Genomic DNA, 23596 nt, shown 5'->3' on the forward strand with positions numbered 1-23596 from the left:
AACTAGAACAGCTCTTCTACTGCTTCACCTGATGACGTTGAGTAGATGTCATCATTGAAACGTTCAGTAATGTACTCGGTTGGCTCAGTGCCTTTCTCGAAATACTCGAACATTGATGAGCTGTCGAACTTGTTGGTCAGTAAGCCAGTTTCACGGTCGATACGAACGCGAACGATATTTTCTGGAAGCTCTTTACGTTGTGCCGGAACACCCGCTAACGCTGTGCCCATGAAATCAACCCATGCCGGCTCTGCTGTTTTAGCGCCCGCTTCTGCACCTGTAATTTGATTTTTACCAAGGTTAGAGTTCGCTTTGGTTCGACCTAGGTTACGGTTGTGGTTGTCAAAGCCAACCCATACCGTTGCAACCATGCCAGGGCCGTAACCGCTGTACCAAGTATCTTTCGAATCGTTGGTGGTACCGGTTTTTCCGCCAATATCGCGACGCTTCAGCGGTTGAGCACGCCAACCTGTACCATTCCAGCCTGTGCCAGCACTCCAGTCACCGCCGCCCCAGATATTGCTGTACATCATTTCACGAACAAGGAACGCGTTCTGCTCAGTGATCACTTGGGGTGCGTACTGTACTTGGGCATCCACATCTTGCTCGGCAAACTCATCAGCCATTGAATCTGAGGTCATTGGCTGTTGGCAATCGTCTTTACACACTACTTTCGGTGTCGCTTGGAATTCAGTCTCACCAAATGGTGTTTCAATGCGGCTGATGTAGAAAGGTTCAACGTAGTAGCCGCCATTAGCGAATACTGAGTAACCTTGAGCTACCTTCATTGGCGTTAAGCTACCCGCACCCAGAGCAATGGTTTCAGAGCGCGGTACTTCGTCAATATCAAAACCAAATCGAGTTAGGTAGTTACGAGTATCATCCAAGCCCACTTCGCGCAGTACACGTACTGCCATTACGTTTTTAGATTGAGCTAAGCCAATACGTAAACGAGTTGGACCCACATAGGTCGGTGGTGAGTTCTTTGGTCGCCATGCCGTGCCTTGGCTCTTATCCCATTGATTGATAGGCGCATCGTTGATCAGTGAGGCTAGCGTTAAGCCTTTCTCAATCGCTGCTGAGTAGATAAATGGTTTGATACCAGAACCCACCTGACGAATAGATTGCGTTGCACGGTTGAATTTGTTGTGAACAAAGTTAAAGCCACCCACCATCGACAATACCGCGCCGTTGTTCGGGTTCATTGCAACAAAAGCGGTGTTCGCATTGGGTACTTGGCTTAGTCGCCATACAACCGGTGTTTCAGGTTCAGTTGTTGTTTCTTCGGTAGGCTCTTCAGATACTTCATCGCCGGTTACTGCTTCATGGCGAACCCAAACTTGCTCACCAACAGCCAAAATCTCTTTCGCTTGAGAAGGCGCTGGACCTTGGCGGTTGTCCGTTAGGAATTTACGCGCCCAGTTCATGCCTTGCCACTCGATAGTGCCTTCGTCTTGGTTCTTAACCCAAACTTGAGCGCTTTTCGAATCAACAGCGGTTACAACTGCTGGTACTAAGTCACCATAGGTTGGTTGAGACTTAAGGTGCTTAACGATTTGTTTTTGATCCCAAGCCGATTGCGCCGTTTGCCATAATACTTTTTCAGCACCACGGTAACCGTGACGTTCATCGTAGCCAAGTAGGTTCTTAATCGCTGCTTGGTTCGCTGCTTTTTGTAGTTTTGAATTAACGGTGGTGTAGACCTTCATGCCTGATGTGTAAGCGGCTTCACCATAGCGTTCAACCATCCAAGCTCGTGCAACTTCTGCTACATATGGTGCGCTCAGTTCAATCTCGGCACCGTGATATTTCGAGATAAGTTCTTCACTGCGAGCGTCATCGTACTCCGATTGAGTGATGTATTTTTCGTCTAGCATACGACGTAATACCACGTTACGACGGTTGGTCGCACGCTCAACAGAATAAATAGGGTTCATAGTTGAAGGTGCTTTTGGCATGCCCGCAAGCGTAGCCAATTCACTTAAGGTGAGCTCAGGAAGATCCTTACCAAAATAAACACGCGCTGCTGCGCCGAAACCATATGAACGGTGACCAAGGAAGATCTTGTTTACGTAAAGCTCCATGATTTCTTCTTTACTCAGAAGTTGCTCTATGTGGATCGCAATGAAGATCTCTTTGATTTTACGCATGATCTTTTTCTCATTAGATAAGAAGAAGTTACGCGCAAGCTGCTGAGTAATGGTACTTGCCCCTTGTTTGGCTGAACCGGACATAGCAACCACGAGTGCTGCTCGAGTGATACCAATTGGATCAATACCAGGGTGCTCGTAAAAGCGGCTATCTTCGGTAGCAATCAAAGCTTCAACTAGGTGGCGAGGAATCTCGTCATAAGTCACTGGATTACGACGCTTTTCACCAAATTGAGAGATCAATTTACCGTCTTGACTGAAGACTTGCATTGGCGTTTGGAGTTCTACGTCACGCAAAGTGGCAACATCAGGCAACTCTGGTTTTACGTAATAGTAAAATCCGAAAATTGTACTGACTCCAAGAATCATGCAAATCAATGTAAATATGAATAATCGCTTTATGAACTTCACCGGATAATCCCTGATTAGTTAAGGCTGATAAGCAGCAAACCCTTGTACTCTAGGTTAAAAACTTAGCTTTCGTTTATTAACGCTTATTTAACTAATAATCACAACCCCTAGATAATCAACGAAATGCTTGGCACTTCAGGAGCTAGGTCACATGGGTTCATCATTAATTACAGGTATAGATATAAATCATCACAGCATCAAAGCCGTGGTACTAAAACCCGTGGGGGAGTTGTATGCCCTAGTGGGATACAAAGAGCTGCCGATTTCGGACGACATTTTTACAGCTAACCATACTTTGGAGTATCAGAAAACTGTTAAGAAACTTAAAGAACTTAGGAAAGGACTGCCTTTTGGCTGTCGCAACGTCGCCATTTCGGTACCCGATAACACGGTGATCAGCAAAGTACTGCAAATAGAGAGTGATTTAGAAGACAGAGAAAAGGAGTTTTCTATCTATCAAACCTTTGCTCATCAATCTCCCTTTCCTATCGAGGAGCTGAGTTTAGATTTTGTAAAGCTGGAAGACAAACGATTTGGTAAAGGATCGACAACTAGCTATCAGATATATGCGACTCGTAATGAAGTTGTAGACAGTCGAGCGGATGCTTTAAATAAAGCCGGATTTAAACCTGTTGTCATCGACACCCAAGCACATGGTCTGCTCAATATTTGGCAGTTGGCTTCACGCCTTTACCCTGAAAAAAGTAACTGGTTGCTGGTGGACGTGGGAGTTGACCAAACGTCGTTAGGCATTATCCCGCAGGATTCAGCACCTTTCTATAAAGACATCGCCTTTGGTACTCAAGATCTTCGCGGTACTGACAGCCCGAGTTATACAGAAGGTGTGTTCGGCAACGCAGAGGAGACACATCGGTTTATTGTTAATTTGGTTGAAAAGCTTAAGCGACAGTTGCAACTCTATTCCTCAGTGAATGCACTTGAGCCGATATCCGGGATCTGGCTGATGGGCGAAGGAGCCAGCATTCCGATGGTAGTTGAAGATCTAGAGCGCCATTTTCAGATGAGTTGTGAATCGCTCAATCCTTTATCGTTATTTGAGAACAAGGTGGCGAAGCGGCACCAACTGCCGATGAACTGGCAACATTTCGGCATTGCCGCGGGTATGGCGATGAGTGGACTCAAGTGGCAAGGAGAGAAGCATGTTGCATCAAATTAACCTGCTGCCGTGGCGTGATGAGATTCGCGCTCAGCACAAGAAGCGTTTTATTCACCTAGTCATTCTTGGCGTCATCATTGCACTTACAGGGCAATGGGCGGTTGGTCACTATTTTCAAGATCAACAAGCCAAACAGCAAGCTCGCCTCAATTATCTTAATCAATACATTGCCGAGCTCGACCGACAAATTCAATCGTTAAAAGTTGCAGAACAAGAACACAAAGCCATTCTGACTCGACTTGATGTCGTGGAGTCGTTACAGCTTGGCCGTAATAAGACCACCGACTTTATGAATCTAATGCCGGAGCTGATTCCTGAAGGGGTGTATGTCGACAAGATAAAGATGAATGGTCAGGAGATTGAGATGGCCGGTATCAGCGACAGTACGGCTCGCCTCGCCACAATGTTGGACAATCTAGAGCGTTCTGATTCTCTTAAAGGGGTCGAGATGCACTCTATTATCCATAACCGAAAACGCTTCAATAAAGAGTTTCAGACCTTCAAGGTCTCTTTTGTGTTTAGCCCTGTTTCTTTAGAAAACACAACCGCAGAGAGCGCAACCGCGAGCAGAAAAGAGAAGGGGGCAAATCATGGCTAACCTTCAAAGTAGGATTAGCTGGCAAAATAGTGTGAGCTTGCAAGATCTCGATGCTGATGAGATCACCGAATGGCCGTTGTTGCCCCAACTGCTCGTTATTCTGTTGCTGATGATATTAATCCAAGGTGTCGGGACTTGGCTGTATTTGCTGCCTTTAGACGATGAACTGCAGCAGATGAAGCAGCAAGAGCAGACTTTGAAAGCAACGTTAAGGATAAAAGCGAACAAGGTTGCGGCTTTGCCTAAGCTTCAGAGTCAGTTGGATGAGCTAACCAGTCGCTACGACTATCTGTTAGAACAACTACCCGTTCAAAAGGAGCTCGCCAGTATGTTGGCCTCAGTGAATGAACTTGGTTTGGATAATGCGCTGACCTTTACGCGCATTGATTGGGGGCAAAAGCAGAACAAGGAATTCCTCTATCGGTTACCCCTCAATATTGAGCTAACCGGTGATTACCACGAGATTGGCGATTTCTCCGCGGCCATCGCGAAACTGCCGCGCATTATTAGCTTCGATGATGTGAATTGGCAGCGAGTCAGTCAAGAAAGTAGCACGCTACATTTCAGGGTTCGAGCTTACACCTATCAGTTTAAATCGGAGGTGAATGATGAAATTCAGTAGCGCCCTTTTGTCCCTATTGTTACTGCTTGTGCTTTCAGGCTGTAAATCCAATCAGGATTCGTTAGAAGATTTTGTGAGGCAAGTTGAAGCTAAGGCGAGAAAAGAGGTAGAAAAACTTGTCCCAGAAACGGAGTTCTTAGCCGCAACTTATCAACGCCACGCCTTTCGTCCTCCCTTTGAGCTCCCTAAAGAAGCCATCGTACAAAACCAACCCTTGGTGAAGAAAGACTGTTGGCAACCAAGCGCACGCTCTCGCAATGGCAAGCTAGAAAAATACCCGCTGAGTAAGCTGCGTTTAAGAGGCGTAATGGGCAGTGGAACAAGCGTTTCAGGGTTAGTACAAACCCCAAAAGGGAACGTGGTCAATGTGAAAAAAGGTCAGTTTATTGGCTTAAACAATGGTCGAGTTACTAAGGTGACGAGCCAGTATGTACAGATTAATGAAACTCTTCCAGATGGTTTAGGTTGTTGGCATAAGCGCAACGTTAGGCTCGCTCTGAAGTAAACCAATGTCACATGATGTGGATATGAGATGTAAATATGATTAAAGGAATAAGTGGATTAGTGAGCAAGGCTCTACAAGGTTTTGCTGTGTCTGTGATGTTGGTGGTTAGCGTGTTCAGCTATGCCGAGAGCTTGCCAAATCAATTGGAAAATATTGATTTTAGGGTCAACAAGGAGAAAGACGCCGTCATCATTATCGAATTGGCAACCAGCACTGCTGTGGTGGATGTTCAACGTGCTCAGGAAGGTTTAAGTATCGAGTTACTCAATACTCAGGTGAATGACGATAAGCTTTACCTCCTGGATGTGAAGGACTTCGCGACCTCAGTTGAAGGTATTGAGGTGTATAAGGAAACGCCCAGTACGCGATTGTTGGCAACGATCGCTGGTGACTATCAATATGAATACAACTTAAAAGGTCGCTTTATTGAGGTAATGATCAGTAGGCCTACTATTGATGAAGTGACAATAGAGAAAAATGTTTTAGAAAAAGAAGGCAAGGTGATATCGATTAACTTCCAAGATATCCCTGTACGTAATGTTTTGCAGCTTATTGCTGATTACAACGATTTCAATCTCGTTGTTTCTGATTCAGTCACGGGTAATCTGACTTTACGTTTAGATGGTGTGCCTTGGCAGCAAGTTCTCGACATTATCTTGCAAGTTAAGGGGTTGGATAAGCGTGTTGATGGCAACGTTATCTTGGTGGCACCTAAAGCTGAGCTCGACCTTAGAGAGCAACAAGCGCTAGAGAAATCTCGTTTGGAAGAAGAGCTAGGTGAACTCAAGTCGGAAATCATCAAGATTAACTTTGCCAAAGCCACCGACATTGCCGACATGATTGGTGGGGAAGGGGCGGTAAGCATGTTGTCCGAGCGAGGCTCGATTACCATTGATGAGCGAACTAACTCCCTGTTGATCCGTGAATTGGAAGAAAACATTGCGGTGATACGAGGCATTATTGAATCGCTAGACATTCCCGTGAAGCAAGTTCAGATAGAAGCACGTATTGTCACTGTTACTGAGGGTAATCTTGATGAACTAGGAGTGCGTTGGGGCGTTTCCTCGACTAACGGAAGCTTCAAAGTTGGCGGCTCGATAGAGGGCAACCATCCATCGCAAATTACGCCGTATGACGACAATGGTGGGAATAGTGCGATTGACGATTTCCTCAACGTTAATTTAGGAGCAACTTCCCCGAGCGCGTCGAGTATTGCGTTTCAGGTAGCCAAGCTGGGTTCTGATACCTTGCTTGATCTTGAATTGTCAGCACTGCAACAAGAGTCGAAAGCAGAGATTATTTCTAGCCCACGCTTAATTACCACCAATAAAAAACCCGCTTATATTGAGCAAGGTACTGAAATCCCTTATTTAGAGTCTTCTTCAAGTGGTGCTACTTCAGTCGCATTTAAGAAAGCGGTATTGAGTCTCAAGGTGACTCCGCAGATCACCCCCGATAATCGTTTGGTATTGGATTTGAGCGTGACTCAAGATAGGCCAGGGCAAGTGGTGAAAACCGGCACCGGTGAGGCGGTCGCTATTGATACGCAAAGAATTGGTACGCAAGTGCTTGTTAATAATGGTGAAACGGTCGTGTTGGGTGGTATTTTTCAACACAGTGTGAGCAGCCAAGTTGATAAAGTTCCACTGTTAGGAGACCTTCCTGTTCTTGGCGCATTGTTCCGTCGTAGCTATGAAAATGTAGGCAAAAGTGAACTACTTATTTTTGTTACACCTAAAGTTGTGATTCAGTAATGAGCAATTAGATTAAAAATAAAGTTGCATTAGTGGCACCTAACCTTGATAATTTCGGGTCTTATCACGAATTATCTGTGAGGAATCGGTGCCACGGGCCTTTTAATTTCAGTACTTGTACTGACCTACCTTGTGGCGATGTCATTGAATTAACGTTGTAAATTACTGCTAAAAACATGGCTGAGAAACGCAATATTTTTCTTGTTGGCCCAATGGGCGCCGGCAAAAGTACAATTGGTAGACACCTAGCTTCCCAACTTCATATGGAGTTTCTAGACTCTGACACTGTGATCGAAGAGCGCACTGGCGCAGACATCGCATGGGTTTTTGATGTTGAGGGCGAAGATGGTTTCCGTAAGCGCGAAGAATCTGTAATCAACGATCTGACAGAAGAACAAGGTATTGTTCTTGCGACAGGTGGTGGTTCAGTGCTGAGCAAAGAAAACCGTAACCGTCTATCTGCACGAGGCATTGTTGTATACCTAGAGACAACAATTGAAAAGCAACTTGCTCGCACTAACCGCGACAAGAAACGCCCTCTACTTCAAACAGACAACCCGCGTGATGTGCTAGAAGATCTAGCTGTATCTCGCAACGCACTATACGAAGAAGTGGCGGACTACACAGTTCGTACTGACGACCAAAGTGCAAAAGTGGTAGCCAACCAGATCGTAAAAATGCTAGAAGAACGTTAAGTTCATTTTTCGGAGAGCAAACCCATGGAACGGATTACGGTCAATCTAGCTGAGCGTAGCTACCCTATCTCTATTGGCGCCGGGTTATTTGAAGACCCGGCGTACCTTTCTTTTTTATCAGGTAAGCAGAAAGTTGTTGTTATCAGTAATGTGACAGTAGCGCCTCTTTATGCTGATAAAATTTTATCGCTATTGGATCAAGTCGGCTGTCAAACATCTCTTCTCGAGCTGCCAGACGGTGAACAGTACAAAAACCTTGAAACGTTCAATTCAGTGATGAGCTACATGCTTGAAGGAAATTACAGCCGCGATGTGGTGGTGATTGCTTTAGGTGGTGGTGTTATCGGTGATTTGGTTGGTTTTGCTGCTTCTTGTTATCAACGCGGTATTGATTTCATTCAAATCCCGACGACCCTTCTTTCTCAAGTGGACTCCTCTGTAGGTGGTAAAACGGCAGTGAACCATCCCCTTGGCAAGAATATGATCGGCGCTTTTTACCAACCAAAATCTGTCATCATCGATACTAACTGCCTATCAACGCTTCCAGAGCGTGAGTTTGCAGCGGGTATGGCTGAGGTGATCAAATACGGCATCATTTACGATGAAGCCTTTTTTGGCTGGTTGGAACAGAATCTAGAGAAACTGTATCAACTTGATGAAGACGCACTGATTACCGCGATTGCTCGTTGTTGTGCAATTAAGGCTGAAGTGGTTGCTATCGATGAAAAAGAGTCAGGAATCAGAGCGTTATTGAACCTAGGTCATACATTTGGTCATGCGATTGAAGCAGAACTAGGCTATGGTAATTGGCTACATGGTGAAGCTGTGTCGTCAGGCACTGTAATGGCAGCAAAAACCGCCCAATTACAGGGACTGATTTCTCAGCAGCAACTTGAGCGAATTATTTCTATACTCAAGAATGCGAAACTACCAATCCATACGCCAGAAAGCATGTCTTTTGAAGACTTTATGAAGCACATGATGCGCGATAAAAAAGTGCTGTCTGGTCAGTTGCGTCTGGTATTACCAACAAGTATTGGTACTGCTGAAGTGGTTGCTGATGTACCTCAAGACATCATTAAACAAGCGATTGATTTCTGCCGTACTCTTTAAATTCGGTTGTGAGGTTGCCTAGCTAAAAGTTAGGCAACTGAAGCGCTTTACAGATCGAACTTATCAGTAGGGATCCCCAATGAGTTTGGCTCATGATTTAAGAGTATTGGAGTTAGAGTCTCAAGTTGAGTTGCTAGAGCGTTTACAGCTTTTAACTAACTTTGGTTCAAACTTTGTAAATGTTGCTGGTAAAACGGGTTCTGGCCGATCTTGGTTAGCTCAGCGTTATCTTGAAGCATGGTCGACAGAAAAAAATCAGTGTTTACTGCTTTGTCACCCAAGCCAAGACGATCAACAGCGCCGCGCACTTATTCTTAGTCAGATTGTTTCTGACCCACTCTTTAATCAACATGATTCTTTATCTGATAGCCTTGCTAGGTTACTGGATGGAGATACGTGTAATGTGCTTATTGTCATTGATGACGCCCACCGATTGTCTGAGCTACTGGTATCAGAATTATGGATGTTGGTACTTGAATCTCAATCAAACCCTCAATGGACGATTAATATCGTTCTGTTCTCGCAAACTGGTCACCTAGACACGCTATTAACACGACTTAGTTACGGTCAGCCGCACAAACCTATCGCCCTTGAGATCGATGATCTTTCGCAACCAGAAGCTGAACATTTCTTTGAGTCACTGGTGATTCGATATGTCGATGATGAGTCAGAATCTCGGGTGCGAAATGCATTTAAAAAAGCGCAACCTTTGCCCGGTGAGCTAATGGCCTTAGGAGAATTGAAAGTGGAAAAAAGGATTATTATTCGCTCAATCATTGGTTCACCTATCAATATTGCGATTGTGGTGGCGTTGTTGTTGCTTGTTATCGGCGGCGGTTACTGGTGGATGTTTAATCAACCAACGCCTGACGATAAAGCGCAATCTATTATCGCCCCTATTGAGCAGACAGTTATTCCAACGTTGGAAGTGGAAAATGTAACTGAGCAAGCCACAATCGACGGAACTGTCGATTCTGAAGCCGAAGTTGATATGAGTTATCAAGGTGCTGACGATGACAGCTCTTCTCTGCCGCCGGTCGTGGTTGAAGAGACAGCCAGTGTTGGTCAGGTAGAACAAGATCAGCAACGTGTGGTGATCACCTCTGATGTGGTCGATGCTTTGCTTGATGATAAATCTGAGAGTGTTGATACCAGTGCAATTGAAGCTGTAGTTGAAGAAAAGACAGATGCAGTCGTTCTCCCGCAGCCTGATGTTGTGGAACGTGAGTCATTGCCGGCAACGAATGAAGGTTCAGAGCTAACACAATCAGCACCTCCGACAAAAAAAATCACATTTTCATTTGCACGCGAAGAGCTACAAGCTATCTCGCCGCGCGCTTATACCCTGCAGTTGAGTGCGATGACATCATTGGAAGATGTACAATCTTTCATTGAAGAGTATGAGCTTGAGAACAAGGTTCGTATTTACCCAACACTTCGTAACGACACCAAGTGGTTTATTATCACTTATCAAGATTACCCAACGATTCAAGTGGCGCGAGATGCGGCAAGTGCGTTATCAAAACCACTTCAACAGTTGGAACCTTGGGCAAAATCGATGAATCAAGTGCATCGAGAGATAGAACGTGCGAAATAACCCTGAGCTTAGCCTCAAAATATGTTACATTCCGCAGCCTTATTTTTGAGTTGATAGATAGAGCAGTAAATGAAAAAGCAGCGTGCCTTTCTAAAATGGGCTGGTGGTAAATATGGCCTAGTTGAAGACATCCAACGTCACCTGCCACCTGCTCGTAAATTGGTAGAACCGTTTGTCGGTGCCGGATCAGTATTTCTGAATACTGATTTTGAACAGTACCTACTTGCAGATATTAATCCTGATCTTATCAACCTATACAATCTACTTAAAACCGATCCTGAAACCTATATCACTGAAGCGAAGCGTTGGTTCTGTCCGGAGAATAACCGTAGAGAAGTGTTCTTAGATGTTCGCGCTGAGTTCAATGGTACAGATAACGTTATGTATCGCTCGTTAGCTTTCTTGTACATGAACCGATTTGGCTTCAATGGCTTGTGTCGTTACAACAAGAAGGGCGGTTTTAACGTTCCGTTTGGTTCTTATAAAAAACCTTATTTCCCTGAAGCCGAGCTAGAGTTTTTTGCTGAGAAAGCGAAAAAAGCCACCTTCGTCTGTGAGGGATACCATGAAACCTTTAGCCGCGCGCGTAAAGGTTGCGTGGTTTACTGTGATCCTCCATACGCACCGCTGTCGAACACGGCTAACTTTACCTCTTACGCAGGTAATGGTTTTAGCTTAGATGACCAAGCTGCACTGGCGGATGTCGCTGAAAAAGCGGCGATGGAACGCGATATTCCTGTCTTGATTTCAAACCATGACACCACCTTAACGCGCCGTTTATACCATGGTGCGGAACTGAACGTGGTCAAGGTTAAGCGCACCATTAGCCGTAATGGCGCAGGGCGCAATAAAGTTGATGAGTTACTGGCGCTTTTCCATAAAGAGAAAAACCAGCAACACGCTTCAACAGAATTGTCGTCGTCAGAATAATCCTCGAACTCATTAAATTGAGTGACCCACGGGTACTTTCTTAAACTAATCTTTCGAACTGCTAGGATCTGCTTAGGTGCTTAGGTAGAATTGCACACCAAATAGTCTTGGGATTGAGTCTTGTACTTGTGTATGAGAGGTCACAAGGCGGTGATATTCGCAATTTACTCACTCTTAAGAGGTTTGGTATGAAAGATTTTCTAATCGCTCCATCGATTTTGTCTGCAGATTTTGCTCGTCTTGGTGAAGACGTCGAAAAAGTACTCGCAGCCGGTGCCGACGTTGTGCACTTCGATGTGATGGATAACCACTACGTACCTAACCTGACTTTTGGTGCACCGATCTGTAAAGCATTGCGCGACTACGGCATCACAGCTCCTATCGATGTTCACCTAATGGTTAAGCCAGTAGACAGCATCGTACCTGAGTTTGCCAAAGCTGGCGCATCAATGATTACCTTCCACGTTGAAGCGTCTGAGCACGTTGATCGCACTCTACAGTTAATCAAAGAACACGGCTGTAAAGCGGGTGTCGTACTTAACCCAGCTACGCCACTTTCTTGCCTTGATTACATCCTAGACAAAGTCGACATGATTCTACTGATGTCAGTGAACCCTGGCTTTGGCGGTCAATCTTTCATTCCTCACACACTTGATAAGCTGCGCGCAGTTCGTAAACTTATTGACGAATCAGGCCGTGATATCCGTCTTGAAATTGATGGTGGCGTGAAGGTAGATAATATCCGTGAAATCGCAGAAGCGGGCGCAGACATGTTTGTTGCCGGTTCTGCTATCTTCAATCAACCGGATTACAAAGAAGTGATTGATGAGATGCGTTCAGAGCTTGCAAAAGTAAACGCATAATCGTAAAACTACAGATAGATTGAATATTAAGGGGCTCATTGGCCCCTTTTTTACGTCTTGGAGCTCAACTCATAAGACGGACATAATAAATAGGAAAGTAAGATGTCATTAAGCTCAATAAAACTGATTGCCTTTGATTTGGATGGAACCTTGTTAGATAGCGTGCCTGATTTGGCTATTGCCGCCGATCAGGCTTGTCAGGAACTGGGTTTTTCTTCTGTAAGCGAAGAGCAAGTTCGCGACTACGTGGGTAATGGTGCTGACGTTCTTATCGGGCGCTCACTGAGCCGCAACTTGACGGTTGATCCAAACCTAGAGCCTGAACTGCTAAAGAAAGCGCGTATCTTGTTTGATGATTTTTACGAGCAGAGTGGGCATAAGCTGAGCCACCTTTACCCATCAGTAAAAGAAACGTTAGCTGAGTTGGATAAAGCGGGCTTCACCATGGCGCTTGTAACAAACAAGCCATCGAAATTTGTACCAGCCGTTCTGGCGCAACACGGTATCGATAAGTACTTTGTTGATGTGTTGGGCGGCGACTCTTTCCCAGAGAAAAAGCCGAATCCAGTCGCGCTGAACTGGTTGCTAGAAAAGCACAATGTAAAAGCTGAAGAGATGCTGATGGTTGGCGATTCAAGCAATGACATCAAAGCGGCTAAGAATGCCGGCTGTCACTCGTTTGGTCTGACATACGGCTACAACCACGGTGAGTCGATTTCAGTATCAAACCCTGACTATGTCGCAGACAATATTGCGCAATTACTAGATGTCGTTCTAGTTTCAGCATAAAGCGGATAAAAGTTAGCTAACCTACTAGCAAAATACTTATCAATGAGTACACTGGATGAGCCGTACAGAAGAGCTGTACGGCTTTCTATTTTAAAGTTAAGAAGCTAAGTTTTTCAGATACTAGGTTAAGAAACTAAGTTAACGAGCTTAGCTAACAAGCAAAGGAATTAAAACCATGAGCAAGCCCATCGTATTGAGTGGTGTTCAACCATCTGGTGAACTAAGTATCGGTAACTACTTGGGTGCTCTACGTCAATGGCAACAGATGCAAGATGATTACGATTGCCAATACTGTGTTGTAGACCTTCACGCAATTACGGTTCGTCAAGACCCGAAAGCACTGCATGAAGCGACTCTAGACGCATTAGCAATCTGTCTTGCTGTCGGTGTTGATCCAAAGAAGAGCACTCTATTTGTTCAGTCACACGTACCAGAGCATGCTCAACTTGGTTGGCTTCTTAACTGTTACACACAAATGGGTGAACTGAGCCGTATGACTCAGTTTAAAGATAAGTCTGCACGTCACTCAAATGACGTAAACGTAGGCCTATACGACTACCCAGTGTTGATGGCTGCAGACATCCTGCTTTACGGTGCTCACCAGGTGCCAGTAGGTAGCGACCAGAAACAACATTTAGAGCTAGCGCGTGATATCGCAAATCGCTTTAACAACATCTACGGTCCTGAAACGCCAATCTTCCAAGTTCCAGAACCTTACATTCCAACAGTGAATGCACGTGTAATGAGCCTGCAAGATGCGACGAAGAAGATGTCTAAGTCGGATGACAACCGTAAGAACGTGATTACTCTGCTAGAAGAGCCTAAGTCGATCATCAAGAAGATCAACAAAGCGCAAACCGATGCAGAAACGCCACCACGTATTGCCCACGATTGGGAAAACAAAGCGGGTATCTCTAACCTAATGGGTCTTTACTCAGCAGCGACGGGTAAAACCTTCGAAGAGATCGAAGCGCAATACCAAGGCGTTGAGATGTACGGTCCATTCAAGAAAGACGTAGGCGCAGCATTAGTTGAAATGCTTGAGCCGATTCAATCTGAATACCACCGTATCCGTGCTGACCGTGCTTACATGGATGCAGTAATGAAAGCGGGTGCTGAAAAAGCGTCTGAGCGTGCTGCAGTAACACTGAAAAAAGCATACGAAGCGGTAGGTTTTGTTACTCGCCCATAGAGTGAACTAAAACGACTCGTTTAGAAATTCAAGCCCAAAGTGACTTTGTTTACTTTGGGCTTTTTATTGCCCGCTCCATTTACTTTCCCAGTAAATCTCTTGTTTGAATTGATAATTTAAGCATTATCTAGCTAACACATTCATCATACTAATGCTGTGCAGGTGATCTTATTTGGCATCCTCAAGTTTTATAAAGTCACTCTTGTTTCTATATATGTTGGAAATATAAAACGTGCCAAACAATTGATGATTCCAAAGTGATAAGTTCCTCATTTTCTTGCCAACTGACTTATTCCTTTCATAAATAAACCTGATAGTTACCACAAAATACATGACTGCCCATAGATGGCAGTGACTATAAATCGATGAACTTAGGTGAAACGGATGGCTCTTTTACATAAACCTTCATTGCTAGCAGTGGCAATTGGTAGCTTGTTAACCACAAGCGCACACGCTGATTTGTTTATTTCACAATATGTGGAAGGCGGCAGCTATAACAAAGCGGTTGAGATTGCCAATAACGGCGATAGCAGCATTAATTTAGATGGTTACTCGTTGGCGAAGTCTGCGAATGGTAATGGATCATGGGGCGCCACTTTACCTTTGAATGGCCACGTTTTAGCGCCCGGTGAAGTACTTGTGGTTGCGCACACCAGCGCAAGTAACGAAATTAAAGTGGCGGCTGATATTCTTAACGCGTCGATTGCTAATCACAATGGTGACGATCCGCTGGCTATCTTGAATTCAGATGGTTCGGTGCACGATGTTGTCGGTTTGATGGGCGATGTGGACTGGGGGAAAGATGTTACTTTGGTTCGTGCTAAACAAACACCTTCTGCGACGTTTGATGCTTCGCAATGGGTATCGTTACCTAAGGACAGTATTGAAGGGCTAGGTTCACTAGACAATGTAGAGTTGCCTGACGCGTTTGCCTGTACACAAGATGGCTCTGCTCCTGTATTCACGACTATTCAAGAGATCCAAGGTGAAGGCGCAACATCACCGTTCATTGATGGCTATCCATACATCACTGACGATGAATACTTCGTCAAAGGTGTGGTAAGTGCAGTCACTACTGGCATAACCAAAGGTTTCTACCTGCAAGCACTTGAGGATGACTTTAATTCAAGCACTTCTGAAGGTCTATTTATCCACACCAATCAATCGAGTTCAGAACTGGCTGCGGGCGATGTCGTGTGTGTGAAAGGTAAGGTTCAAGAGTATTACAGTCATACTCAGCTTAAAGTTGAAAACAACCAATGGCTTAAGCAGGGCGAGCAACAAGCGCCTGAAGCGACAGCAATTGAAGCCTTAGACCGTGACGAGAACTTCGCTGTAACGCTTGAACGCCATGAAGGCATGTTGGTGAAAGCAACCGAAGCGCTTGATATGCGTGTAACGCGTACCTTTGGTTATGATTACGCAGGTCGTCGTAACAACATGGTACTGGCCCATGAGCGTATTAACATGCAGCCGAACCAGTTATCTGCAGCAGGCTCTGAAGATGCGAAACAGCAAACTAAAGATAACGCAGACCGTCGTCTTTTTGTTGAAACCGATCAAAAAGCCGGTGACGGACAGGTTCCTTTCTACCCAGACTTTGGCCGTACCGATATTGACCAAGATGGTTCAACAGAAGACTACATCCGTATTGATGACACCATTGTTGGCCTAGAAGGCGTGCTGACTTACAGCTACGGCGAGTATCGCTTAGTGACAACCAACCAGATCTCGGCTGAGAACTTTGTCCGAAATGACCCACGTACTGACAAGCCTGATATGGATGAAGGTGATCTACGTATCGCGACCTTCAACGTATTGAACTACTTTAACTCTCCATTTGGCGGTGACGCGAACCAACACGGCAACAACCGTGGCGCGAACACCATCACTGAGTTTGAGATGCAGCAAGAGAAGATTGTGAACGCGATTCTTCGTCTAGATGCCGACATCATTGGTTTGATGGAAATTGAGAACAACGGTTTTGGTGAAGGCTCTGCCATTCAGCAGCTTGTTAACCAACTGAATGACCGCATTGAGCGTAAGAAAGACCGCTATACCTTTGTGGCTGTCGATTCGAACGAAGATGGCGTGACCGACGAGATGGACTCGATTGGTACTGATGTCATTACAACAGGTGTTATCTACCGTAAGAAAGTGGTTAAGCTTAAAGACAGTCGTGTTATCGCGATGCCAAGCCAACAAGCGCCAGAAGTGTTAGACGATTCAGGCAAGGTGATTGAAGACGGTAAGAACTATCAACGTGACTCATTGGCGCCAACTTTTAAAGTGAAAGGCACCAAAGAGAAACTGACCGTTGCGATTAATCACTTTAAATCGAAAGGTTCTAAGTGTTGGGAAGATGCAGCCCCTGTCGAACAGGGCGGCCAAGGTGGTGTTGACGCCGATAAGCAAGGCTCATGTGAGAACTTCCGTGTGGCTGCTGCGGTTGCACTGGGTGAAGCGCTAGATGGCATCAAAGGCCATAAAGTGATTCTGGGTGATATGAACTCGTACGGCATGGAAGACCCAATGCTGGTACTGACGGATTACTCTGAAGAGAAATACGGTAAGCAAATCAAAGCGGCGCGTAACACCTACATTGACGGTGTCGAGCAGTTTGGCGATAACGGTGCGGTGATTACTAAGAACTACGGCTACATTAATGCTGTGGCTCAAAAGCACCCAGACAGCTGGAGCTACTCATACAATGATGAGGTTGGCGCTTTGGATCACCTGTTGATCAGCGACAGCCTGAAAGACATGGTGGTGGATGCGACTGACTGGCACATCAATGGCGGTGAATCGAAGTTGCTTGATTACAACGAAGAGTTCAAAGGTGATCTGCCGAAGCACCAAGATCACTTCCGTTCATCGGATCATGATCCGGCAGTTCTTGAGCTTAAAGTCGGTGGTTCATTCGGCTTAGGTGCATTGATGTCATTGTTTGGCTTAGCAATGTGGCGTCGTCGCAAGTAGTGACATCGTTAACTGCGCAAGCCAGTTGATACAGGTAACTGAAAGTTATCTGTAAACAATTAAGGTCAACTTAGGTTGGCCTTAATTATTGGCGAAATGCAGTTTCCACTTGCCTTTCGCCATGGGTATTGCACAATACCGCCCCTATATCTCCCAATCATTTAGTATTTAGCAAACGATTTCGACCCATGTTACTTATCATCGATAACTACGACTCTTTTACCTATAACTTGTATCAGTATTTCTGTGAGTTAGGGGTCACTGTGAAAGTTGTTCGCAACGATGAGATTGATATCGCAGGTATCGAAGCGCTGAATCCTAGCCATCTTGTTATCTCGCCGGGCCCGTGTACGCCCGATGATGCGGGAATCTCTCTGCAAGTCATTGAACACTTCGTGGGTAAGTTGCCTATCTTAGGTGTGTGCCTTGGTCATCAAGCCATTGCTCAAGTCTTTGGTGGTGAAGTCGTGCGAGCCAGACAAGTGATGCACGGTAAAACCTCTCCCATCCGCCACAATGGCAAGAGTGTTTTTCAGGGGTTGAATAACCCTCTAACCGTGACACGTTACCATTCTCTAGTGGTGAAAAATGGCACGCTGCCTGACTGCTTTGAATTGACCTCTTGGACGGAATTTGAAGATGGCAGCATGGATGAGATCATGGGTTATCAACACAAAACCTTGCCGATTGATGCCGTACAATTTCACCCTGAGTCGATTAAAACAGAGCAGGGACACCAACTTCTCGCTAACTTCCTAGCACGCTAAGTGTTTAAATTTGACCCTTTCTCCGCCTAAATAAGCCAGTTAAACCTGTCAGCCCATTCGTTAAGCGTTTAAATTCGGGCTTTACACGCCTCTCTCCCTCTGACGCCGATCACTTTTTATAACATTTCTCTCTCGCTTCGCTAAGTTTTTAGCCTATGCAAAATTATTCGCGTTATTTCCTCTCGAACCCTATATACCGCTGTGCCAGTAAGGCTTTGCTATTACTAGTCATACGTTTAGGTAAAAAAAGCTTCATAAAACAGATTAATTGATGCATAAATAGTCATAGGTAGTGACGTTTAGCTGGTTGTGAGGGATGGCTAAAGAATAATCTACTATTGAAAAGGTTAATTAAATGTAAATATAATGCTGCAGCGGGATTATGGCGAGACAAAATATCTTTGTCTCACTTATGAACCATTACGCTTATTTGCGAAGCTTGCGGTATCGAGAAGGAATGTACGATGACAGTGGAAAATAAAGTAGAACGTAGTCTGTTTAATGAGGTGATGGTGCCTTGTTATAACCCAATGGAAATGATCCCAGTAAAAGGGGAAGGCGCACGCGTTTGGGACCAACAAGGCCGAGAGTATATCGACTTTGCTGGTGGTATCGCTGTGAGCTGTTTGGGTCACTGTCACCCGGCAATGGTTAACGCAGTTACTGAGCAAGCAAACAAGATTTGGCACCTAAGTAACGTGATGACCAACGAACCTGCGCTGCGTCTAGCGAAAAAGCTAACCGACGTATGTTTTGCAGAAAAAGTATTCTTTGCCAACTCTGGCGCAGAAGCGAATGAAGCAGCATTGAAGCTAGCTCGTCGTTGGGCTGCGGATGTTCACGGTCCTGAGAAATCTGAAATTATTGCATTCAAACAAGGTTTCCACGGTCGTACTTTCTTTACCGTAACGGTGGGTGGTCAAGAGGCTTACTCTGATGGCTTCGGTCCTAAACCGGGCGATGTAACTCACCTGCCTTACAACGATATTGCAGCGCTAGAAGCGCACATCTCTGATCGTACTTGTGCAATCATGATGGAACCTCTGCAAGGCGAGGGCGGTATCATCTCTCCAACATCTGAGTTCGTGAACACGGTTCGTGAACTGTGTGACAAACACAATGCGCTGCTTATCTTTGATGAAGTGCAAACAGGTAATGGCCGTACAGGTAACTTTTACGCTTACCAAGGTCTAGGTGTGACACCTGATATCCTAAGCACAGCGAAATCACTAGGTGGTGGTTTCCCAATTGGCGCAATGCTAACAACGTCTGAACTTGCGACACACCTAAAAGTGGGTACGCACGGTTCTACTTACGGTGGTAACCCACTGGCGTGTGCTGTTGCTGAAGCCGTTGTTGACGTAGTAAGCCAACCTGAAACGTTGGCTGGCGTGAAAGAACGCGAAGCACTATTCCGTGATGGTTTAGCTAAGATTAACGACAAATACCAAATATTCAGTGAAGTTCGCGGTAAAGGCCTATTGCTAGGCGCTGCGCTTAATGAAGCATGGCAAGGTCGTGCTCGTGATGTACTAGTAGCAGCAGGCGAACAAGGCTTGATGGTACTGGTTGCGGGTGCAAACGTAGTTCGTTTTACTCCATCACTGGTTATCACAACACAAGAAATTGAAGAAGGTTTATCAAAACTAGACAAAGCAATCGCTACGCTAGTTTAGCCTGAGCGGCGTCATAGGAATGATCGCCATTAGAGCGATCCCATGACGTACTGCTAAAGGCCCAAGCTTCTGGTTTTGGGTCTGTTTTGCATCTGGAGGGAATATTGATGCTAGTTGTTCGCCCAATAAAATTATCTGATTACGATGCGCTGCATACCTGCGCGGTTGAATCTGGTCACGGATTCACATCTCTTCCGGTTAACGAAGAACTGTTAACTAACCGAATTACTCACTCTGAATACAGCTTTGCTAAACAAGACGTGACTGAACCCGGTGATGAAGGCTACCTAATGGTTGGCTTCGACACTGAAACAGGAGAAGTTGCAGGCACGACAGGCATCGAAGCCTCAATTGGCTGGGATGTTCCGTTTTACTCTTACCACATCAGCAAAGTGGTTCACTCATCGCAAAAGCTTGGCGTGAATAACGTCGTTAAGCTGCTGACTTTCGGCAATAACTACACCGGATGCAGTGAGATCTGCACACTGTTCTTGCGTCCAGCTTTCCGTGGTGGATTGAATGGTCGTTTGATGTCGAAGTGTCGCTTCCTGATCATGTCAGAGCACCCAGAGCGTTTCTCGAAAACGATTTTTGCTGAGATGCGTGGTGTATCGGATGCGGAAGGTAACTCACCTTTCTGGCAATGGCTGCAAGAGCACTTCTTCTCAATTGATTTCACGCTTGCTGATTACCTCACTGGTATCGGTAAGAAAGGCTTCATTGCTGACCTAATGCCGAAGCTGCCTATCTACGTGAACCTACTGAGCAAAGAGGCTCAGGCGGTGATTGGAGAGGTACATGATAATACACGCCCAGCACTTAAGTTGTTGGAACGTGAAGGTTTCACTAACCGTGGTTATGTCGACATCTTTGATGCAGGCCCAACGGTTGAGTGTGATTTAAGAAACATTGAATCAGTGCGTCATGCGATTCGAGCTCAGGTGAAAATTGCAGAGCACTCCAGCTCTAAAGACTTCCTAATTGGTAATACCTCATTTGAGAACTTCCGCGCAGTAGCCGCGAAAGGCGCGTATGACCAAGCAAGCGACACAGTGATTTTATCATCTGAAGTAGCAAGCGCTCTTGAAGTAAAAGAAGGCGAATTCGTTCGTATGTTGGCTCAATAAGAGCGGCGATTATCTGTCGAAGATTTTAAGGATAGAAGTATGACTCAGTGGATAGCAGGACAGTGGGTGGCAGGTCAAGGCGACGCCATGACATCAGTAAGCCCATACAACAATGAAGTCGTGTGGCAAGGCGATAGTGCAACACCAGCGCAGGTTGAATCTGCAGTAGCAGCGGCTCGTGATGCGTTCTTAGTTTGGAAGAAACTGAGCTTTGCAGAGCGTGAAGCGATCGTGTTGAACTTTGCTGAGAAGGTAAAAGAGAACAGCGAAGAGATTGCACAGATTATTGCAAAAGAGACGGGTAAGCCGATTTGGGAAACTCGCACTGAAGCGGGCGCAATGGCGGGTAAAATCGCTATCTCTATTCGTGCATACCACGAACGTACTGGTGAAGCTTCGCGTGAAGCGGCAGGTAACCAAATCGTACTGCGTCATCGTCCATTAGGCGTTATGGCGGTATTTGGCCCTTACAACTTCCCAGGTCACCTACCTAATGGTCATATTGTTCCAGCACTGCTATCGGGTAATACCGTGGTATTTAAGCCGTCAGAGCAGACACCTTGGACAGGTGAGTTTGCGATGAAGCTATGGCAAGAAGCAGGCCTTCCTGCTGGCGTGATCAACCTAGTGCAAGGCGCTAAAGAGACAGGTATCGCACTGGCTGATGCTAAAGGTCTTGATGGCGTGCTATTCACGGGTAGTGCTAATACCGGTCATATCCTTCACCGTCAATTCGCGGGTCAACCGGGCAAGATGCTGGCGCTAGAGATGGGTGGCAACAACCCGATGGTGATCAGTGACCAATTTGGTGATGCTGACGCGACGGTTTATACCATTATCCAATCGGCTTTCATCAGTGCGGGTCAACGTTGTACATGTGCTCGTCGTTTGTATGTTCCTGTTGGCGAGAAGGGTGAACAACTGCTCGATAAGCTCGTTGCGGCTACCTTGAAGATTCGTGTTGATCATCCGTTCGCAGAACCAGCACCCTTTATGGGCCCACAAATCTCCGAAGCGGCGGCTAAGTTCATTTTGGACGCGCAAGCTAATCTGCAATCGTTAGGTGGTGTAAGCCTAGTCGAAGCAAAAGCGGGCGAAGCGGCGTTTGTTTCTCCGGGTATTATCGATGCAACCAACATTGCTGAGTTGCCAGATGAAGAGTACTTCGGCCCATTACTGCAAGTGGTTCGCTACCAATCGCTAGAGCAAGCCGTTGAACTGGCTAATGACACGCGCTTTGGTTTGTCTGCAGGCCTAGTTTCAACCGACGATTCCGAATGGGAATACTTCGTTGACCATATCCGTGCGGGTATTGTTAACCGTAATCGCCAGCTAACAGGTGCAAGTGGTGATGCACCATTTGGTGGCCCGGGTGCTTCAGGCAACCTACGCCCAAGTGCTTACTATGCGGCTGACTACTGTGCTTACCCAATGGCGTCAATGGAAGGTGGTGAAACTCAACTGCCAACTACGTTTAGCCCAGGTATTGAGCTGTAGTTTTGGTTCTTAAGCTTTAACTTGATGAATCATAAGCTTATGAGCTCTAGGTTCATGAGTAACAGATTCATTGATTGATTGTGTAATAAGGAAGCGGTGTTATCGCTTCCTATTTTCACCCACGTCCGACACCTCGATTGGGCGGTAGATAATAATAGAACAAGTATGTCACAGGCTGATGGCTGCTGACTCTATGTCCAGCCTCTCCCTTTCTAATCCAAATTACTAGCTTGCTAGAACCTCTGACAAGGAGTCACCATGACGCCCGATCTACTCTTTAAATCACTATGGAATGATTACATTCACAGGCTTTGCCCATCGGCTGAGAAAGTACACCATTTGCTGAAAGAAGACGAAGCCCTGATTAACGATCACATTGCACTGCGTACTTTCAATGTTGCACCGCTAGGTATTGAAACATTGGCTAAACCTTTTCTTGAGTTAGGTTACAAGGCGTGTGGCGATTACTTATTTGAGAGCAAGAAGCTAGTGGCTAAGCACTACGAGCACCCAGATCCAAACCAACCAAAAGTGTTCATTAGTGAGTTGAAGGTAGAAGAGTGTTCAAGTGACTTACAACAGATCGTTGCGAAGTTGGTTGAGCAAGTAGACGCAAGCAAGCTTCAAGGTCATGAGTTCTTGTTTGGTGGTCGCCTTTGGGATCTGAGCTTCGCGGATTTCCAAGTCCTAGCAAAAGAGAGTGAATACGCGTCTTGGTTAGCGGCTCATGGTTACGGTGCAAACCACTTTACGGTGAGTGTGAACCAGCTTAATGAGTTCGATGAAGTACAGACTGTGAATGACTATTTGAGTGATTCAGGTTTCACTATCAATGCATCTGGCGGTCAGGTTAAAGGCTCTCCAGAGGTCTTATTAGAGCAATCATCTACAATGGCAGACAAAGTCCCAGTTTCATTTGTTGAAGGCAATGAGGTGATTCCTGGTGGCTTCTACGAGTTCGCTAAGCGTTATGCGATGGCGAATGGTGAGCTTTATACAGGATTTGTTGCAGCATCGGCTGACAAGATCTTTGAGAGCACCAACGGTTAAAGAAAGATACAAGCACGGGTTTTACCCTAAAGATGCGGGTACGCTTCGCTTCGAGGAAGTTTACAAATAGGATTCTGTGAGTTCTTCTCGTATCTCGTATCTCG

The 23596-nt window shown here is 45.6% G+C and carries 19 protein-coding genes; 18 read left to right on the forward strand and 1 reads right to left on the reverse strand.

The features are described from left to right. Positions 1-2 precede the first annotated feature (2 nt). Positions 3-2561, reverse strand: a complete 2559-nt coding sequence (locus tag AB4589_RS10200) for a penicillin-binding protein 1A (protein ID WP_372100332.1) — start codon at positions 2559-2561, stop codon at positions 3-5. Between the two features lie 151 nt (positions 2562-2712). Here AB4589_RS10200 and pilM point away from each other — a divergent pair, with 151 nt between their 5' ends. The 18 genes from pilM to AB4589_RS10290 all read left to right on the forward strand — a co-directional run bounded on the left by pilM (position 2713) and on the right by AB4589_RS10290 (position 23492). Further along, positions 2713-3738 carry a type IV pilus assembly protein PilM gene (pilM, locus tag AB4589_RS10205; protein WP_372100334.1) on the forward strand — a complete coding sequence of 342 codons (1026 nt, stop codon included), beginning with the start codon at positions 2713-2715 and terminating at the stop codon, positions 3736-3738. Beyond that, positions 3722-4336: a PilN domain-containing protein gene (locus tag AB4589_RS10210; protein ID WP_065679726.1), complete on the forward strand. Its 615-nt coding sequence runs from the start codon at positions 3722-3724 to the stop codon at positions 4334-4336. The genes pilM and AB4589_RS10210 overlap by 17 nt, the downstream gene beginning before the upstream one ends. After that, complete coding sequence (locus AB4589_RS10215; RefSeq protein WP_017100002.1) at positions 4329-4958, forward strand: type 4a pilus biogenesis protein PilO; 630 nt, start codon at positions 4329-4331, stop codon at positions 4956-4958. Before AB4589_RS10210 ends, AB4589_RS10215 begins: the two co-directional genes overlap by 8 nt. Then, positions 4945-5463: a pilus assembly protein PilP gene (locus AB4589_RS10220; protein ID WP_135384704.1), complete on the forward strand. Its 519-nt coding sequence runs from the start codon at positions 4945-4947 to the stop codon at positions 5461-5463. Before AB4589_RS10215 ends, AB4589_RS10220 begins: the two co-directional genes overlap by 14 nt. 35 nt (positions 5464-5498) lie before the next feature. Then, on the forward strand, positions 5499-7217 hold the full coding sequence (locus AB4589_RS10225) for a type IV pilus secretin PilQ (protein ID WP_017100004.1): 1719 nt from the start codon (positions 5499-5501) through the stop codon (positions 7215-7217). Between the two features lie 176 nt (positions 7218-7393). After that, positions 7394-7912, forward strand: a complete 519-nt coding sequence (gene aroK, locus AB4589_RS10230) for a shikimate kinase AroK (protein ID WP_009848907.1) — start codon at positions 7394-7396, stop codon at positions 7910-7912. Positions 7913-7936: 24 nt separating this feature from the next. Then, positions 7937-9025, forward strand: coding sequence for a 3-dehydroquinate synthase (gene aroB, locus AB4589_RS10235; RefSeq protein WP_012604944.1), 1089 nt, complete (start codon positions 7937-7939; stop codon positions 9023-9025). Between the two features lie 79 nt (positions 9026-9104). Then, positions 9105-10622: an SPOR domain-containing protein gene (locus tag AB4589_RS10240; protein ID WP_122047188.1), complete on the forward strand. Its 1518-nt coding sequence runs from the start codon at positions 9105-9107 to the stop codon at positions 10620-10622. 69 nt (positions 10623-10691) lie between these two features. Next, complete coding sequence (locus tag AB4589_RS10245; protein WP_012604942.1) at positions 10692-11552, forward strand: Dam family site-specific DNA-(adenine-N6)-methyltransferase; 861 nt, start codon at positions 10692-10694, stop codon at positions 11550-11552. Positions 11553-11740: 188 nt separating this feature from the next. Then, the gene (rpe, locus tag AB4589_RS10250) at positions 11741-12415 is read left to right on the forward strand and encodes a ribulose-phosphate 3-epimerase (RefSeq protein ID WP_009848911.1); all 675 of its coding nucleotides are present in this window, start codon (positions 11741-11743) and stop codon (positions 12413-12415) included. Positions 12416-12517: 102 nt separating this feature from the next. After that, positions 12518-13204 (forward strand): phosphoglycolate phosphatase, encoded by a 687-nt coding sequence (locus tag AB4589_RS10255; protein ID WP_371710429.1) that lies wholly within the window; start codon positions 12518-12520, stop codon positions 13202-13204. Positions 13205-13379: 175 nt separating this feature from the next. After that, positions 13380-14396 carry a tryptophan--tRNA ligase gene (gene trpS / locus AB4589_RS10260; protein ID WP_017103608.1) on the forward strand — a complete coding sequence of 339 codons (1017 nt, stop codon included), beginning with the start codon at positions 13380-13382 and terminating at the stop codon, positions 14394-14396. Positions 14397-14780: 384 nt separating this feature from the next. Beyond that, complete coding sequence (locus AB4589_RS10265; protein ID WP_371710430.1) at positions 14781-17375, forward strand: ExeM/NucH family extracellular endonuclease; 2595 nt, start codon at positions 14781-14783, stop codon at positions 17373-17375. Positions 17376-17563: 188 nt separating this feature from the next. Beyond that, a complete protein-coding gene (locus AB4589_RS10270; RefSeq protein WP_009848915.1) occupies positions 17564-18142 on the forward strand; it encodes an aminodeoxychorismate/anthranilate synthase component II in 579 nt (192 codons plus the stop codon). Positions 18143-18606: 464 nt separating this feature from the next. Then, positions 18607-19818, forward strand: a complete 1212-nt coding sequence (locus tag AB4589_RS10275; RefSeq protein WP_009848916.1) for an aspartate aminotransferase family protein — start codon at positions 18607-18609, stop codon at positions 19816-19818. Positions 19819-19925: 107 nt separating this feature from the next. Beyond that, positions 19926-20945 (forward strand): arginine N-succinyltransferase, encoded by a 1020-nt coding sequence (astA, locus tag AB4589_RS10280; RefSeq protein ID WP_029223029.1) that lies wholly within the window; start codon positions 19926-19928, stop codon positions 20943-20945. A gap of 39 nt (positions 20946-20984) precedes the next feature. Further along, positions 20985-22442 (forward strand): succinylglutamate-semialdehyde dehydrogenase, encoded by a 1458-nt coding sequence (gene astD, locus AB4589_RS10285; RefSeq protein WP_371710431.1) that lies wholly within the window; start codon positions 20985-20987, stop codon positions 22440-22442. 258 nt (positions 22443-22700) lie between these two features. Beyond that, positions 22701-23492, forward strand: a complete 792-nt coding sequence (locus AB4589_RS10290) for a DUF1338 domain-containing protein (RefSeq protein ID WP_371710432.1) — start codon at positions 22701-22703, stop codon at positions 23490-23492. Positions 23493-23596: the final 104 nt, after the last annotated feature.

Source organism: Vibrio sp. 10N.222.49.A3 (genome assembly GCF_041475145.1).
In the GTDB taxonomy this organism is placed as follows: Bacteria; Pseudomonadota; Gammaproteobacteria; order Enterobacterales; family Vibrionaceae; genus Vibrio; species Vibrio tasmaniensis_A.

Excerpts from the sequence above, each read along its gene's own strand:
- AB4589_RS10290 (WP_371710432.1), top strand. The coding sequence starts at position 22,701 with ATGACGCCCGATCTACTCTTTAAATCACTATGGAATGATTACATTCAC.
- astD (WP_371710431.1), top strand. The coding sequence starts at position 20,985 with ATGACTCAGTGGATAGCAGGACAGTGGGTGGCAGGTCAAGGCGACGCC.
- AB4589_RS10255 (WP_371710429.1), top strand. The coding sequence starts at position 12,518 with ATGTCATTAAGCTCAATAAAACTGATTGCCTTTGATTTGGATGGAACC.
- AB4589_RS10215 (WP_017100002.1), top strand. The coding sequence starts at position 4,329 with ATGGCTAACCTTCAAAGTAGGATTAGCTGGCAAAATAGTGTGAGCTTG.
- AB4589_RS10225 (WP_017100004.1), top strand. The coding sequence starts at position 5,499 with ATGATTAAAGGAATAAGTGGATTAGTGAGCAAGGCTCTACAAGGTTTT.
- AB4589_RS10275 (WP_009848916.1), top strand. The coding sequence starts at position 18,607 with ATGACAGTGGAAAATAAAGTAGAACGTAGTCTGTTTAATGAGGTGATG.
- AB4589_RS10245 (WP_012604942.1), top strand. The coding sequence starts at position 10,692 with ATGAAAAAGCAGCGTGCCTTTCTAAAATGGGCTGGTGGTAAATATGGC.
- AB4589_RS10210 (WP_065679726.1), top strand. The coding sequence starts at position 3,722 with ATGTTGCATCAAATTAACCTGCTGCCGTGGCGTGATGAGATTCGCGCT.
- astA (WP_029223029.1), top strand. The coding sequence starts at position 19,926 with ATGCTAGTTGTTCGCCCAATAAAATTATCTGATTACGATGCGCTGCAT.
- aroB (WP_012604944.1), top strand. The coding sequence starts at position 7,937 with ATGGAACGGATTACGGTCAATCTAGCTGAGCGTAGCTACCCTATCTCT.
- aroK (WP_009848907.1), top strand. The coding sequence starts at position 7,394 with ATGGCTGAGAAACGCAATATTTTTCTTGTTGGCCCAATGGGCGCCGGC.
- trpS (WP_017103608.1), top strand. The coding sequence starts at position 13,380 with ATGAGCAAGCCCATCGTATTGAGTGGTGTTCAACCATCTGGTGAACTA.
- AB4589_RS10220 (WP_135384704.1), top strand. The coding sequence starts at position 4,945 with ATGAAATTCAGTAGCGCCCTTTTGTCCCTATTGTTACTGCTTGTGCTT.
- AB4589_RS10265 (WP_371710430.1), top strand. The coding sequence starts at position 14,781 with ATGGCTCTTTTACATAAACCTTCATTGCTAGCAGTGGCAATTGGTAGC.
- pilM (WP_372100334.1), top strand. The coding sequence starts at position 2,713 with ATGGGTTCATCATTAATTACAGGTATAGATATAAATCATCACAGCATC.
- rpe (WP_009848911.1), top strand. The coding sequence starts at position 11,741 with ATGAAAGATTTTCTAATCGCTCCATCGATTTTGTCTGCAGATTTTGCT.
- AB4589_RS10270 (WP_009848915.1), top strand. The coding sequence starts at position 17,564 with ATGTTACTTATCATCGATAACTACGACTCTTTTACCTATAACTTGTAT.
- AB4589_RS10240 (WP_122047188.1), top strand. The coding sequence starts at position 9,105 with ATGAGTTTGGCTCATGATTTAAGAGTATTGGAGTTAGAGTCTCAAGTT.